Below are 13,866 nucleotides of genomic sequence, written 5' to 3' on the forward strand. Positions count from 1 at the left end.
TTTTGTTACTATAACGAAATGTGACTTTCCTCGTTGTAACACATAATTTCCTTTTTAACCGAAGCGCAATTGCCTTTAACACTTACCTTCCAGGGAAATAACATGTCACAGCGTTCTCTCTACGCGCTCTGTTTGATGAGCTTTTTTCTGGCCGATGTTCGCGACGGGCTGGGGCCATTTCTGGGCATCTTTCTGACGGAGCGTCACTGGCGTCCCGACGAAATCGGTCTGGTCATGACCTGCGGCGGCATCGCCGGGTTACTGGCCACGCTGCCTGCCGGGATCGCGGCCGACGCCACCCGACACAAGAAAATGATTGTGCTGCTGGGTTGTCTGGTGATCACGGTCGCCACGCTGTTGCTCTGGTACAGCAATCAGACCTGGACCGCCATGGTCTCACAAATCGTGGCGGGAATAGCGGCGGCCTTTATCGGCCCGACCGTGGCGGGCATCACCCTGGGACTGACCGGCCAGCGCGGCTTTAACCATCAGATGGGTCGCAATGAGGCCTTTAATCACGGCGGGAATACCATCGCCGCACTGCTGGCGGGATTTTCAGCCTGGTACTGGGGAATGGGCGCGGTCTTTATTCTGATGACGGTGATGGCGCTCTTCGCTGCTGTTGCCACGATAGCGATTCGCGGTGATGAGATCGATAACGACGTTGCCCGCGGTTACGAGCAGAATGAAGAGCGTGAACCCGCGCCGCGCTTATCGATGTTGATACGCAAACCGGCCCTGCTGGTGGCCGGTGTGACGCTGCTGCTGTTTCATCTTGCCAATGCCGCGCTGCTGCCGATGCTGAGCATGCGCGTCGCCTCGGCAGGCGGTCAGGCAGCGGTCAGCCCTGGCCTCTTTGCTGCGGCAACGGTGGTGATCTCGCAGCTGGTGATGATTCCGGTGGCGCTATGGGTCTCTAAACGGGTCGAAACGCACGGCTACCGACTCTTTATTATGGTCGCCCTGATGATCTTACCGCTGCGCGCGGTGATTGCGGCGGGCTTTGCCGCTCCACTCTTTGTTATACCGGTTCAGGTACTGGATGGGGTGGCAGCCGGGATCCTGGGGGTGGCGGTGCCGGGTTATATCGTCTCTCTGCTGCGTGGCTCCGGCCATGTTAACGCCGGGCAAAGCGTGATTATGCTGATGCAGGGAGCGGGCGCTGCGCTGAGTCCGGCCATGACGGGCATGATCGCCGCGCGTTACTCCTACAGCACCGCCTTTGCTGTTCTGGGCGTGATCGCCCTGGCGGCACTGATTTTATGGTGGCGCACCGGCAGCGCACCAGCCGCACGCCTCGCCTGACCGACACAAAAAAGGCTGCCCGTTGGGCAGCCTCTTCTGGCAATTCCGTTTGCGACCATCCGTTATTTATACAGTTCTGCGGTCATATGAACACGGTTGTTGGTGTTCGCTTCGGTGATTTTGTATTGCGCGCCCTGTTCCTGCGCCTGAGCAGCGATTTTTGACTCTGCGCCATCCAGTGTTGAGGAGGTCACAGACACGCTCTGCGCGAAGCTGCCAAATGAGATCAGTGAAAGGGTGGCGAGAGCGGCAATTGAAAGTGCTTTTACGTTTTTCATGGTCATATTCCTGTTTATCAATGAGGAGGATGTGTGCCTCCGATGGGAATAATAATAACCATAGTTACCATATCTATATTAACTATTAGTGCGGTAATCGTGATCATGCTAACTAGTTGTGCCGGATTGTGCTCATCTCAGGCTGGTGAGAGAACCTTTGCAGAGAGTCTGACACGGCTATCCGGCAGAAAAACGAAAAGAATAGTGATGAACTATAATGGGTTGCGGATCACCGAATATTAAGCGGTAAATTTCAGTGATTCCTCAGAGTCCGTCACCACTGACGGACAAAACAGAAGAAGGCGCGATTAACATCGGGTATGACGCGCCTGAACTCTTAACCTGCAACGCTTACAGGGAGCGGACATGAAGATTCTGATGGTTTTGACCTCACATGATGAGCTGGGTAATACCGGCAAGAAAACCGGTTTCTGGCTGGAAGAGTTTGCCGCACCTTACTATGCCTTTCTTGACGCGGGTGCAGACGTAACCCTGGCATCACCACAGGGAGGACAACCTCCGCTCGATCCTAAAAGTGATGAAGCCGACTCTCAGACCGCGGATACCCGTCGCTTCCATAGCGATTCGGCTGCGCAGGCGGTGCTGGCTTCTACCCACAAACTGGACAGCGTGAGCCCGAATGCCTTTGACGCTGTGTTCTATCCGGGCGGCCATGGCCCGCTATGGGATCTGGCAAATGACAAACACTCCATTGCACTGATTGAGCAGACCCTGCAGGCTGGCAAACCGGTAGCACTGGTCTGCCACGCACCTGGCGTATTGCGCGATGTGAAAAATCCGGATGGCACGCCTCTGGTTAAGGGGAAGAAAGTCACGGGATTCACTAACAGTGAAGAGGAGGGCGTTGGCCTGACCGACGTCGTGCCATTCCTCGTGGAAGACGCGCTGAAACAGAATGGCGGTCTCTATTCACGGGGAGAGGACTGGCAGTCCTACACTGTCCAGGATGGTCTGCTGATTACCGGGCAGAACCCGGGCTCCTCTTCTGAGACCGCGAAGGTTCTGCTGGCGAGTCTGAAAAAATAGAGTCAGGTCTTTCACAGGGGCGTCTGTCGGCGCCCTTGTAATCGCCTTTTAATCATCTCTGTCAAAATAGTTACCTGCCGAATTATTCAGGATCAATATATCGATTATCACTCCATGAAAAATTTCCGGAGCACTGAAGATATAAACATGGGTTAAATTCCAGTGTTGACATTATTTATATCAGAGGTAGATTAAGAATTATCAGCGGCATGAAAGTGCCCTGACACACCGGGAATTAACGGTGTTATCGGTGTCGATGGACTTATTCGCTTAAGTTGTCGGCGGTTCTGTTAAACATTGTTGTCATCAGCTCTTTTGAGTTAATCACAATCCTGTTAAATCGAGTCGTAGTAACGCACTGAGAGATAAGCAGTATTGCATCGCGATGATGTAAGGCCTCGTAGTTCTGAACGTGACTTTACGACGGTTACGGTTGCGGATTACACGTCGTAATGAATGTAAGGCAACGCATCAAAGAGTATATATCGCGATGGGGGTGTGCAGATTTATACGGGCCTGACCTGTCTTTGTCTCACGAAAGACTCTCAGGTGGTTGAGACCGTTAATAATAGTGACATTCTGTAACCGTGTTCATTATTATCCGCAGAATCTGTTCATAAATAGCTGTACCAAAGTTGTTCCTGTTAATTAAGTTAGTTAATGGTAAATGTTAAATCAGTAGTAACCTAAAAGCCCTGGCTGTCTTAGTCAGGGCTTTTATCTTTCTTTCCGGCATTTAATCGACTCTTGCTCAGTGACCCTTCTCTGTCAATATGACCGATCCGGCTCTGTGACAGTCCGATGACAATTTCCTGCTCTGGATGGCAATTCAGCCAGTCTGGTCCATAGTGAGTATTTGCCGGCTGGTTTATACATTTATCTGCGCCCGGTTCGGGCGCCTGTCCAGAGAGGGTAACATGTCTGCAGAATCTCCAGAGGATATTGCCAGCGATCTGTCTCAGTTCGTGGGTACGCACTTTGTCTATACCTATGATAATGGCTGGAAATATGAGTGGTACGCGCGTAACGAAACGACCTGTGACTACCGCATTCATCAGGGGCTGGTGGGCGGCCGCTGGGTGACCAACCAGAAGATGCACGCGGTTCAGTTTGCCCCGGGTATCTATAAAGTAGACTGGCATGAGCCGACCGGAACCTGCGTCAGCCTGCTGTTCGATCTTAATCGCACTCTGCTGCACGGGACCATCTTCTTTCCGCAGTGGATCGCCGGAGAAGGTCAGCATCCTGAAAAAACTATCTGCTATCAGAATGACTTCATTGAGGATATGCATCGCTTTCGTGACGAAGGCCCCGCTTACCCCTACGTGATTATTCCTGAGTTCGCTAAGGTCACCTACATGAAAAATGAGGGGCCGGATAATGATGAAGTGATCAATCTGGCACCCGGCCAGATGCCTGCTGACTTTTTTGATGACAAGTAAGTGACCGGGCTACCCGCCCTGAGAGGCGGGTAGCCGGTTGGGATAAGAACCTTTATCCCGCGGCGTGAATGTCCGCCTAAGGAGGCGTCACGGCCGACTGCCGGGCCAGCGTGCGGGCCAGAATAGATGAATAGAGCGGTTTGCCCCCCAGGAACTGCGCCAGCAGCGTCGCGCCCAGACAGGTGATAATCATCGGTAAGATCAACTGATAGTTATCGGTCATCTCCAGCACCAGCACGATGCCGGTAAGAGGTGCTCTGACCGAGGCCGCAAACAGTGCACCCATTCCCGCAATAGCGAACGTACCGGGCTCCAGCTGATAGAACGGAAAGAGATCGGTCATCGCCACACCAAACGTGGTACCCAGCAGGGTTCCCAGCGCCAGCATCGGCGCAAAAATACCGCCCGGCGCACCTGAACTGAAACAGAGCAGGGTGGTAATCAGCCTCACCAGAAAGATCAGCAGCAGCAGCGCGAAGGGGAAGACGCCATGCACAGCCTGGGGGATCAGTTCTGAACCGCCACCCGCTCCTGGGGCGAACAGCAGCGCCAGAATGCCACAGCCGCCTCCTAACAAGCCCCCCGCCAGTACAACCCGTGCGGTTTTACCGGCGTAGAAGCGGGCGAACATATCCTGCGTCAGAAAAATCAGGCGATTAAACAGTACACCAACCATCCCGATAATCATGCCCAGCACCAGGTAGAGCCACAGCGTCTGCACCGGCGCATCCGCCAGTTTGCCTACGGAGATGACCGCCTGTTCGCCGTTAAAGCAGCGAAAGACGATGCTGGCCATAATTACGCCGGTAAACACGGCCTTAATGGATATCAGGTTATAACGGAATTGCGGACGCATCTCTTCAATAATGAACAGAATGCCCGCCAGCGGCGCGTTAAACGCCGCTGCCAGACCGGCCGCCGCACCGGTTGCCAGCAGCGTATGCCGCGCCTCGTTGCTGCGCATCCCGAGAATATCAATCACCATCCGGCCGATATTGCCGCCCAGCTGCACCGTCGGGCCTTCCCGGCCCAGTACCATTCCGGCACCCAGCGTGCCCATACCACCAAAAAATTTCACCGGAATCACCCGCCACCAGCGCACCGGCCTCAGCTCCTCCAGCGCCCCTTCAATTTCCGGAATACCGGAGCCACCGGCTTCGGGGGCGAAGCGTCTGACCAGGAAATAGCCGACCATCGCCAGTAACGCCGAGATGGCAAAGGCGGCCACATAGAGTGTCGAGCCCTGAAAGTGGGCGGGTACCAGTGTGTCGGCGCGCCATTGCTGAATAGCCTCAACGGCGCGGGCAAAGGCTACCCCGGCCAGGCCAACCAGCGAACCGACCAGCGCAGCGCAAAACAACATCGCCAGCGGCGTCTTATCGCGGTGAAGCAGGGCGCGGAACATCCGGCTGCGTGCCGCGATGGAGCGGGGAACATAAACCGGTTGCGGTATTTCTTCATTCATTGAGAGGGATTCTTGTTCAACCAGACCAGCGCTCCAGTTTACTGAGAGATAAGGTGAAAACAAACGTCAGGATCAATTTCAGCTGAGGAAAGCGGCTATTTCGCCTGCGGTGGACAAACCACTTGCGCCATGCGTTCGCGGTAGGCTGGCGTATCCTGATTTTTCAGTGTCTGAGCCACGCACTATCGACCGACTGCGGCGTTGTCGCCACGGTTGACGCAATAATCATAGCAATACTGGCGTGACAGGGAGCCGACATGCAGCCACATTCTACTGAAATCCTCACCGCTGACTGTTGTATTGTCGGGGGCGGCCCGGCCGGCCTGATGCTGGGCTATCTGCTCGTCCGGGCAGGCGTGCGCGTGGTAGTCATCGAAAAGCACGCCGATTTTCTGCACGATTTTCGCGGTGACACCATTCACCCCTCTACGCTGGAAACGATGCACCAGCTCGGCCTGCTGGAAGCATTTCTCAGGCTGCCGCATCAGAAGGTCGAAAAGCTGGAGGCGGAGATTGCCGGCCAGAAAGTCACCATGGCCGACTTTTCCCGCCTGCCGGTTCAGTGCCGCTTTATCGCTTTTATGCCGCAGTGGGATTTCCTGAATTTTATTGCCGATCACAGCGCCCGATATCCGGGCTACACTCTCCTGCGGTCAACCGCCTTTGAGTCGCTTAATGAGGAAAATGGCACGGTCAGTGGCGTCACGGCACTGCGCGGAAATCAGCGCATTCATGTCCGCTGCAAAGTGGTGGTGGGTGCGGATGGCCGACATTCTCAGGTACGCGCAGCGGCAGGGTTGACCAGTCAGGCTTTTGGCGCGGCACGGGATGTCATCTGGTTCCGTCTCAGCAGGCAGCCGCACGACCCTGATATGGGCGTGGGGCACACGGGACCGCGACGAAACTTTATCGTTATCGATCGCGGTGACTACTGGCAGTGCGGGCTGACTATCCCAAAGGGGGAGTTTGACGCGAAACAGGCCGCCGGACTTGATGCGTTTAAAGCGGAGATCGCGGCCCTGTCACCTTTTGAAGCCGCGCGAATGGCGGAAATCGAGGACTGGGCGGCGTTTAAGCTGCTCTCTATCCGCATTGACCGACTCGATAAGTGGGCAAAGCCTGGCGTGCTCTGCATTGGCGATGCGGCGCATGCAATGTCGCCCATAGGCGGGGTGGGTGTAAATCTGGCGATCCAGGATGCGGTGGCGACGGCGAATATTCTGACTGCGCCGCTTAAAGCCGGTGAGCTGCAGCTGCGCGACCTGGAAAAAGTGCAGAAGCGCCGTCAGTTTCCTACTGTTGCCACGCAGTTTTTGCAGATCAAAATGAGCCGCAAAAAGAGCAAAAAGAAAACCGGTGGCAGCAGTCGCATCCCCGGGATGATCGGTCGGCTGCCCTTTCTGAAGTTTATGGCCGGTCGCCTCATCGGACTCGGGTTCCGGCCGGAATCGCCGCAGGTTGCACGTGGTAAGGACAATAAATGATTTCGACAGCGTTCAGATATCGTGCGACACTGTTTCGCTGTGGAATTACTGTCAGATTGAGCCGCTATTTATCTGATAATTGGGCGCTAATTGAGCATTAAGCAGCGAAATTATTTCGAATTTTGCGCCTGCATAGGAGAGGTTTCGTGCATAACGAGCAAAATGGCAGTGACGTAAAACGACTGAGTGCTATTAAGGCACTGCTGTCACCGGATGAAACCCGGGATGAGGTGCTGGAAAGATTTGTGAATCTTGCCAGTGAGGTCCTGGGTATCTCAGGCAGCTTCATTTCGATTATTGACGACCATAATCAGTATATTAAAGCCTCTCGCAACTTCGATCTTCAGCAATCGACCCGGGATGAGTCACTTTGCCGCCATGTGATTGATGGCGAAGGCCATCTGGTGGTGGTGGACACCCTGCTGGATGAGCGCTTCGTCACCCACCCGTTTGTGAAAGGCGATCCGCATATCCGTTTCTACGCCGGCGTCTCGCTGCAGAATCTTGAAGGTTCGGTACTGGGAACGCTCTGCGTCACGGATACCGAGCCTCACCCCTTTACCGACGAGAAACTGACGGTTCTGCGCTCACTGGCAACGCTGGTCACCTCGTTTCTGGATGCCTGGAACCATGCGGGCTTTACCGATGTCATCACGCATCTGCCGAATCGTCCCCGCCTGCTGCGCGATATACAGCAGCTGACCCTGACCGCACCCCATAGCCGCTTTCGTCTGATCCTGATCGACTGCATCGACATTATTCGCGCGTATGAGCTTTCACGTGCCGTCGGGATCGCCCCGATGGAGAAACTGCTGAAGCAGATGGCGGAAGATGTCGCTCACCGACTCAATCTGGCTGAAAACGAAACGCTCTACAGCTTTGCACCGGGCCGCTTCGCCATCATTCAGCCCTGGTCTGGTCGCTATACTGCGCAGAATATGGTTGAGCTGTTCACAGGCCTCAAGGCCGATCTGGCCGAAAATATTACGCTCGATCTGGATGTCCACACCGGCGAAACCGAATTCGTGCCAGCGCAGATGGATGCCAATGAAACGATGCGTCAGGCGTTAAGCGCGCTGCACGAAGCGGTTGATGAGAACATCAGCGCGATGGTGTTTGATGAGAGTTACGATACACGCCGCACCGAAGACTTTATGATCATGAACGATCTGGCGCAGGCGCTGCATAAAAATGAAGAGCTTTATCTCGCCTGGCAGCCCAAAATCTGCCTGAGAACCGGCAAAACTGTCGGGCTGGAGGCACTCATCCGCTGGAATCATCCTGAGCGGGGTGAACTTTTCCCTTCAGAATTTATTCCATTAGCGGGTAAAACGAATCTGATTTCCGATCTCACCAACTGGGTCATCGATCACACGATAGAGCAACTGGCGCGCTGGAATCGCGAATACGATCTGATTCCGGTCTCCATTAACGTCAGTGAACGTGATTTCTCAAAAGCAGATTTTGCCGACAACCTGCTGGCGAAATTGACGGCCGCGCAGCTCCCCGCCTCAATTATGGGTATTGAATGTCTGGAGAATGAACTGATCACCAAAAGCGATGTGGGGATCAAGGGGCTGGAGGCACTGAAATCGCACGGCTTTGTCATTTCACTGGATGATTTCGGCGTAGGCTACAGCAACATCAGCTACCTGCAGGATATCCCGCTGGATGTGATCAAAATCGATCGCTCCCTGATCTCGCGCATGGGTGAGGATGAGGCGTCTAAAATCATCGTCAGGTGCATTATTCAGATGCTGAAAGAGCTGAACTACACCGTACTGGCGGAAGGGGTGGAGACCGAGTCGACGCTGGCACTGCTGAAAAGTTACGGCTGTGACGAAATTCAGGGTTACTTCTTCTCAAAACCGCTGCCCGCCAGTGACATCGAACACTGGCTCTATCAGAAGGTCCGCTAGGAAATCGGCCCGCAGCGCACGCTGCGGGCCGGTCTCTTATTCGCTGCCAGTGGCGTAGCGATCAACCGGGGTCATGCGTTTAATCAGCTGGTTATCGAAGAGAAATTGTTCATAAGCCTGATAGCGTGCGCGATCCAGTTTTGCCGGATCGGCGGCGAACAGCGGCAGCGTCGCTATCCATGACTGGTGATTTAACGGCGTATTCAGTTCCGGATGGGCGCGGGCAAAACGTTGCCAGCTCGCTTCAGGCTGGGCCTGTAACGTCGCATTTCCCTTCTTCAGTGCCCGCAGAAATTTTCTGATCTTTTCTGAATGCGCCTCATCCCGATGGGCCACGATGATCAGCTCGTCATAAGCCGGAACGCCATAATCCTCAACGTTAAACACCACCGGATCTTTCCCCTGATCTTTCATCTCCAGCGCTTCGATGTTGCGATAGCCACCGATCACCGCATCCACTTTTCCGGTCAGCAGGGCGCTGGTGAGCTGAAAGTTGACGTTAATCAGCCTCACCTGATCGGCCTTTACTCCTTCATGGCTCAGCATGGTCGCCAGCGTCGCCTGCTCAATACCGCTGACGGAATAGCCGATGCGTTTACCTTTTAACGCCCCCGGACTCTTAATCGATCTGTCGAGTGTGATCAGCGTATTCAGCGGCGTATTGATCAGGGTGCCAACCCGCATCAGGGGCAGGCCCCTGTCGGCGAAGAAATGCAGCTGAGGCTGGTAAGTGATGGCTAAGTCTGCCTGCTTTGCGGCCACCAGGCGCGGCGGCAGCGCCGGATCGGAAGGGGGAATGATACTGACCTCCAGCCCCTCTGCGGCAAAGGCGCCGGTCTGTTGTGCCACCATGATCGGCGCGTGATCGGGATTGATATACCAGTCGAGCACCAGCGTCAGTTTTTCCATTGCCTGAAGGGGGGTGGCGAAGGCGGCACCCAGCAGCAGGGTAAAGAGCGGTATTTTCGTCATACTTTTTCTCGTCAGTTAAGGTCATTAATCCGTTTCGGGGGCCCAGCTAATCAGGCGACGGAGCAGGAAATCGATAAACAGCCACAGCAGCAGCGTCATCAGCACCAGAATGAGCAGGGCGGCAAAGCAGAGATCACTCTGCATCCGGGCATTGGCATTCAGCATGACGTAGCCCAGTCCTTCCGCTGAACCGACCCACTCTCCGATAATGGCGCCAATCGGGGCCACCGCGGCTGCCATCCGTAAACCGGACCCCAGCGCGGGCAGTGCCGCCAGCAGCCTGACATGACGCAGCTGAGCCGCGCGTGAGGCGCCCAGCGTGCGGGCCAGATCGAGATAGCCGGACGGGACGCGGCGCAGGCCATCAAAAAAGGCGGAGGTCACCGGGAAAAAGATCACCAGCACCGCCATTGCAACTTTGGCGCTCATCCCGAAGCCGAACCAGAGCACCAGCAGGGGCGCCAGCGCAAACACCGGGATCGCCTGGCTGGTGATCACCAGCGGCATCATCCAGCGCTGCAACCGCGGCGAAAGGGACATCCCCAGCGCCAGCAGGGCGCCCAGCAGCACGCCCAGTGTCATGCCGCTGAGGATCTCCGTCAGGGTGATAAGGCTATGCTGGCTGAGATAGCGGGCGTTCTGCCAGAGCGCGGTGGCGACCGCCGGGGGTGAGGGCAGCAAAAAAGCGGGTACGGAAAGGGTAACGAGCCACCACAATCCGATGAGGCCCGTAAAAAGCGTCACACCCCGGCGTAGCCCGCCAGATCGTTGTCCTGACGTCATCCGGCTAACCTGCTCAGCTGATTCAGCAGGGCAGCCTGACTCCGGATGACGCTGACATCCTCTGCCGCCCGTGGAGGCTGCCCCTGGAGGGAGGGAGAGGCTTCGATACCCGTGGGGCCGATCACCAGCAGATGATGACTCAGCCGACAGGCTTCTGCGGCATCATGCGTTATCAGCAACACGGTGTGCCCGGCCAGCACTTCCGCGGCCAGCTTCTGAATCTGACTGCGGGTCAGGGCATCCAGCGCAGAGAAGGGCTCATCCATCAGCACCACGGGCTGGCGGGTATAGAGGGTGCGAGCCAGTGCGGCGCGCTGACGCATCCCGCCGGAGAGCGTCGCGGGCCGAGCGGTGGCATAACGACTCAGACCGACACGCGCCAGCAGGTGCTGTGCCCGCTCACGATCCGGCTTCTCCCCGTTCAGGCGGCTGGCCAGACAAACGTTCTGCTCCACTGTCAGCCACGGATAGAGCAAATCCTGTTGTCCCATCCAGGCGATGCGACCGGTCAGTGGCAGGCCATCACTGCCGCTGACCTGGCCGGACGAAGGCGGTAACAGACCGGCAATCACCCGCATCAGACTGCTTTTACCCACGCCGCTCGCCCCCAGCAACGCTGTAAACTGGCCACCCGCAATCTCCAGAGTGAGCTGGCTGAAGAGCTGCTGCTGACCCAACCTGAGTGACAGCTGACGGATTGCGATACCAGGCGGCGCCGAACAGGCTGACGCAATCATGGGCGGACCTGCAGACTGGCCGCATGATTCAGTCCCATCTGCCAGAACGCGGATTCCAGCCGTGTGGCCGTAGTAAAAATCTGCGCCAGTGAGGCAAAACGCTGCTCAGCCGCACGCTCGCCCGCCAGAGTTTCAAACAGCGAAAGAGCGTTGCGAACGCCGTTCAGATAGGACTCATCGCCGTAGTTTTCTATCCACGCCGCATAAGGATTATCGCTGAAGCGGGTTGCAGGATCCTGTAGCAGGGTCAGACCCGTTTCAGCGTACCCGGCGACACAGGGCATCAGCGCGGTCAGCAGCTCCAGCGCATCGCCACTGTGACCCACATCCAGCACATAGCGGGTGTAGTTGAGCGTTTCCACCGCCTCCGGTTCGCTCGCCATTGCCGCTTCACTGATGCCCCACTGCTGGCAGTAGTCCAGATGCAGCGGCAGTTCGCTGACGATGGCGTTGAGCGACGCCGTCGCGCTGCGCAGGGCATCCGGCGCGGAGAGCTTGCTTATCAGCAGGCCCCAGGCGCGGGCGAAGTGCAGCAGAAACAGATAATCCTGGGTGAGATAATGGCGAAACGCGGCGGGAGGCAGCGTACCCTGACCGAGCTGCTGTACAAAGTCATGTGCCACATAGGCGTGCCAGTGAGGGCCAGCCTGCTGACGCAGACGACCGTAAAAGCCGGTTTCGAAAAGCGGATGTGTCATCAGATCTCCTGTCACAATGGAGATCCGGGCATACGGGCTGGAACAGGGAGTGATGCAGGAGATGACGCAGAAATATCTGCCGACCCGTCCCTTCGCTGGCATGACCCAGATCAGGTTCAAAGGGTTCGGCTTACGCCATCTCAGCCCATAACAGGACACCCCTCGGAGACATCGGTTATACGATAATTACCGGCAGAGTACAACGGCAGGTTGAGTGCATACCTGCGGCGTCGCTGACAGGCGTATCACCGCAGACACCATACTCAATAAGTGACGTTGTCACTCAAGATCGGCTCCGTTGCTGGCAATGACCTTCTTATACCACCAGAATGACTTCTTACGCGTGCGGGCCAGCGTACCACGCCCGAGATCGTCGCGGTCAACATAGACAAAACCGTAGCGTTTACTCATCTCGCCGGTTGAGGCCGCCACCAGATCGATGCAGCCCCAGCTGGTGTAGCCCATGACCGGCACGCCATCTTCAATCGCATCACCCATCGCGCGGATGTGTTCACGCAGATAGCTGATGCGGTAGTCGTCATGGATTTCGCCACTGGCATCGGGTTCATCGCGTGCGCCCAGACCATTTTCGACCAGGAAAAGCGGCTTCTGATAGCGGTCATACATCATGTTCATGGTGATCCGTAATCCGAGTGGATCGATGCCCCAGCCCCATTCACTGCGCGGCACATGGGGATTCGTCAGAGACTTCACCACATTGGCGGCGCTGCTGTTCTGCTCGTTCATCTCCGCCGAGGCGCAGCGTGAGGCGTAGTAGCTGAACGAAACAAAATCGACGCTGTTTTTCAGAATCTCCGCGTCACCTTCCTCGATCTTCAGCGTTACGCCTTTCTCCCGAAACAGGCGGGCCGCGTAGGCGGGATATGCGCCGCGTGCCTGCACATCGATAAAGAAGAGATTTTCACGATCTTTCTCCAGCGCGGCCCAGACATCCTCCGGTTTACTCGACCAGGGGTAGAAGTTGCCGCCCGCCAGCATGCAGCCAACCTGGTTAGCCGGATTGACCTCATGCGCAATGCGGGTTACCTGCGCGCTGGCGACCAGTTCATGATGCGCCGCCTGATATTTCACCTGCTCCGGATTTTCGTCGGGTTCAAATACCAGCCCGGCACCGGAGAAGGGGCTGTGGAGCAGGATATTAATCTCGTTGAAGGTCAGCCAGTACTTCACCAGACCATCAAACGCCTCGAAACAGCTGCGGGCATAGCGGGCAAAAAAGTCGATCATTTTACGGTTACGCCACGAGCCATACTCCGTCACCAGATGCATCGGCACATCGAAATGGCAGAGGGTGACCAGCGGTTCGATCTGATGTTTACGGCACTCTTCAAACACCGAACGGTAAAAAGCAATGCCTTCCGGGCAAGGTGTCAGCTCATCGCCGTTGGGATAGAGACGGCTCCAGGCAATTGAGGTGCGGAACACGCTGAAACCCATCTCCGCCATCAGCGCGATGTCCTCCCGGTAGCGATGATAAAAATCGATCGCATTATGGCTGGGGTAGAACTCGTCGTCGCGAAGCGCAAACCGTTTTTCAAGACCGAGTTTGACCGGCATCCGGTGCGGGCCATGCGGAATCATATCGACGGTGGTTAACCCTTTTCCGCCTTCGCGAAAACCGCCTTCGCTCTGGTTGGCGGCCAGTGCACCGCCCCATAAAAACCCTTGCGGAAACCTTGATTCAGACATGCATTCCTCTTTTCCGGGTCGGTAAG

12 protein-coding genes and 1 riboswitch are annotated in these 13,866 nt (G+C 56.1%); of the genes, 5 read left to right on the forward strand and 7 right to left on the reverse strand.

Features of this window, described 5'->3' with window-relative positions:
* Positions 1 to 102 precede the first annotated feature (102 nt).
* Positions 103 to 1,305 carry an MFS transporter gene (locus HFD97_RS08615; protein WP_046102768.1) on the forward strand — a complete coding sequence of 401 codons (1,203 nt, stop codon included), beginning with the start codon at positions 103 to 105 and terminating at the stop codon, positions 1,303 to 1,305.
* Positions 1,306 to 1,367: 62 nt separating this feature from the next.
* On the opposite strand, the gene HFD97_RS08620 is transcribed toward HFD97_RS08615, so the two are convergent.
* The gene (locus HFD97_RS08620; RefSeq protein WP_009092831.1) at positions 1,368 to 1,583 is read right to left on the reverse strand and encodes a YdgH/BhsA/McbA-like domain containing protein; all 216 of its coding nucleotides are present in this window, start codon (positions 1,581 to 1,583) and stop codon (positions 1,368 to 1,370) included.
* Between the two features lie 366 nt (positions 1,584 to 1,949).
* Between HFD97_RS08620 and HFD97_RS08625 the strand changes: the two genes are divergently transcribed.
* Positions 1,950 to 2,630 (forward strand): type 1 glutamine amidotransferase domain-containing protein, encoded by a 681-nt coding sequence (locus HFD97_RS08625; protein ID WP_150029161.1) that lies wholly within the window; start codon positions 1,950 to 1,952, stop codon positions 2,628 to 2,630.
* Positions 2,631 to 3,547: 917 nt separating this feature from the next.
* On the forward strand, positions 3,548 to 4,072 hold the full coding sequence (locus HFD97_RS08630) for a phenolic acid decarboxylase (RefSeq protein ID WP_167431801.1): 525 nt from the start codon (positions 3,548 to 3,550) through the stop codon (positions 4,070 to 4,072).
* Between the two features lie 76 nt (positions 4,073 to 4,148).
* On the opposite strand, the gene clcA is transcribed toward HFD97_RS08630, so the two are convergent.
* Positions 4,149 to 5,477 (reverse strand): H(+)/Cl(-) exchange transporter ClcA, encoded by a 1,329-nt coding sequence (gene clcA / locus HFD97_RS08635; RefSeq protein WP_244319785.1) that lies wholly within the window; start codon positions 5,475 to 5,477, stop codon positions 4,149 to 4,151.
* Between the two features lie 317 nt (positions 5,478 to 5,794).
* On the opposite strand from clcA, the gene HFD97_RS08640 reads away from it, so the two are divergent.
* Together HFD97_RS08640 and HFD97_RS08645 are read left to right on the forward strand one after the other, a co-directional pair.
* A complete protein-coding gene (locus HFD97_RS08640) occupies positions 5,795 to 7,021 on the forward strand; it encodes an FAD-dependent oxidoreductase (protein ID WP_167431803.1) in 1,227 nt (408 codons plus the stop codon).
* A gap of 146 nt (positions 7,022 to 7,167) precedes the next feature.
* Positions 7,168 to 8,940 carry an EAL domain-containing protein gene (locus HFD97_RS08645; RefSeq protein ID WP_167431804.1) on the forward strand — a complete coding sequence of 591 codons (1,773 nt, stop codon included), beginning with the start codon at positions 7,168 to 7,170 and terminating at the stop codon, positions 8,938 to 8,940.
* Between the two features lie 36 nt (positions 8,941 to 8,976).
* Here HFD97_RS08645 and HFD97_RS08650 read toward each other — a convergent pair whose 3' ends face one another.
* The 5 genes from HFD97_RS08650 to HFD97_RS08670 all read right to left on the reverse strand — a co-directional run bounded on the left by HFD97_RS08650 (position 8,977) and on the right by HFD97_RS08670 (position 13,840).
* A complete protein-coding gene (locus tag HFD97_RS08650; protein WP_167431805.1) occupies positions 8,977 to 9,912 on the reverse strand; it encodes an ABC transporter substrate-binding protein in 936 nt (311 codons plus the stop codon).
* A gap of 24 nt (positions 9,913 to 9,936) precedes the next feature.
* On the reverse strand, positions 9,937 to 10,695 hold the full coding sequence (locus HFD97_RS08655; RefSeq protein ID WP_167431806.1) for an ABC transporter permease: 759 nt from the start codon (positions 10,693 to 10,695) through the stop codon (positions 9,937 to 9,939).
* Positions 10,692 to 11,432, reverse strand: coding sequence for an ABC transporter ATP-binding protein (locus tag HFD97_RS08660; protein WP_167431807.1), 741 nt, complete (start codon positions 11,430 to 11,432; stop codon positions 10,692 to 10,694). Before HFD97_RS08660 ends, HFD97_RS08655 begins: the two co-directional genes overlap by 4 nt.
* Positions 11,429 to 12,130 (reverse strand): thiaminase II, encoded by a 702-nt coding sequence (gene tenA / locus HFD97_RS08665; protein WP_111207281.1) that lies wholly within the window; start codon positions 12,128 to 12,130, stop codon positions 11,429 to 11,431. The genes HFD97_RS08660 and tenA overlap by 4 nt, the downstream gene beginning before the upstream one ends.
* 70 nt (positions 12,131 to 12,200) lie before the next feature.
* A riboswitch (TPP riboswitch) is annotated at positions 12,201 to 12,303 on the reverse strand.
* Between the two features lie 106 nt (positions 12,304 to 12,409).
* Positions 12,410 to 13,840 carry a 6-phospho-beta-glucosidase gene (locus HFD97_RS08670; protein ID WP_009092841.1) on the reverse strand — a complete coding sequence of 477 codons (1,431 nt, stop codon included), beginning with the start codon at positions 13,838 to 13,840 and terminating at the stop codon, positions 12,410 to 12,412.
* Between the last annotated feature and the right edge of the window lie 26 nt (positions 13,841 to 13,866).

Origin of the sequence: Pantoea sp. EKM103V (genome assembly GCF_011800365.1) — a bacterium.
GTDB classification, from domain to species: domain Bacteria; phylum Pseudomonadota; class Gammaproteobacteria; order Enterobacterales; family Enterobacteriaceae; genus Pantoea; species Pantoea anthophila.

Coding starts and splice junctions, on each gene's coding strand:
- HFD97_RS08615 (WP_046102768.1), top strand. CDS start 103: ATGTCACAGCGTTCTCTCTACGCGCTCTGTTTGATGAGCTTTTTTCTG.
- HFD97_RS08620 (WP_009092831.1), bottom strand. CDS start 1,583: ATGAAAAACGTAAAAGCACTTTCAATTGCCGCTCTCGCCACCCTTTCA.
- HFD97_RS08625 (WP_150029161.1), top strand. CDS start 1,950: ATGAAGATTCTGATGGTTTTGACCTCACATGATGAGCTGGGTAATACC.
- HFD97_RS08630 (WP_167431801.1), top strand. CDS start 3,548: ATGTCTGCAGAATCTCCAGAGGATATTGCCAGCGATCTGTCTCAGTTC.
- clcA (WP_244319785.1), bottom strand. CDS start 5,477: ATGTTCCGCGCCCTGCTTCACCGCGATAAGACGCCGCTGGCGATGTTG.
- HFD97_RS08640 (WP_167431803.1), top strand. CDS start 5,795: ATGCAGCCACATTCTACTGAAATCCTCACCGCTGACTGTTGTATTGTC.
- HFD97_RS08650 (WP_167431805.1), bottom strand. CDS start 9,912: ATGACGAAAATACCGCTCTTTACCCTGCTGCTGGGTGCCGCCTTCGCC.
- HFD97_RS08655 (WP_167431806.1), bottom strand. CDS start 10,695: ATGACGTCAGGACAACGATCTGGCGGGCTACGCCGGGGTGTGACGCTT.
- HFD97_RS08660 (WP_167431807.1), bottom strand. CDS start 11,432: ATGATTGCGTCAGCCTGTTCGGCGCCGCCTGGTATCGCAATCCGTCAG.
- tenA (WP_111207281.1), bottom strand. CDS start 12,130: ATGACACATCCGCTTTTCGAAACCGGCTTTTACGGTCGTCTGCGTCAG.
- HFD97_RS08670 (WP_009092841.1), bottom strand. CDS start 13,840: ATGTCTGAATCAAGGTTTCCGCAAGGGTTTTTATGGGGCGGTGCACTG.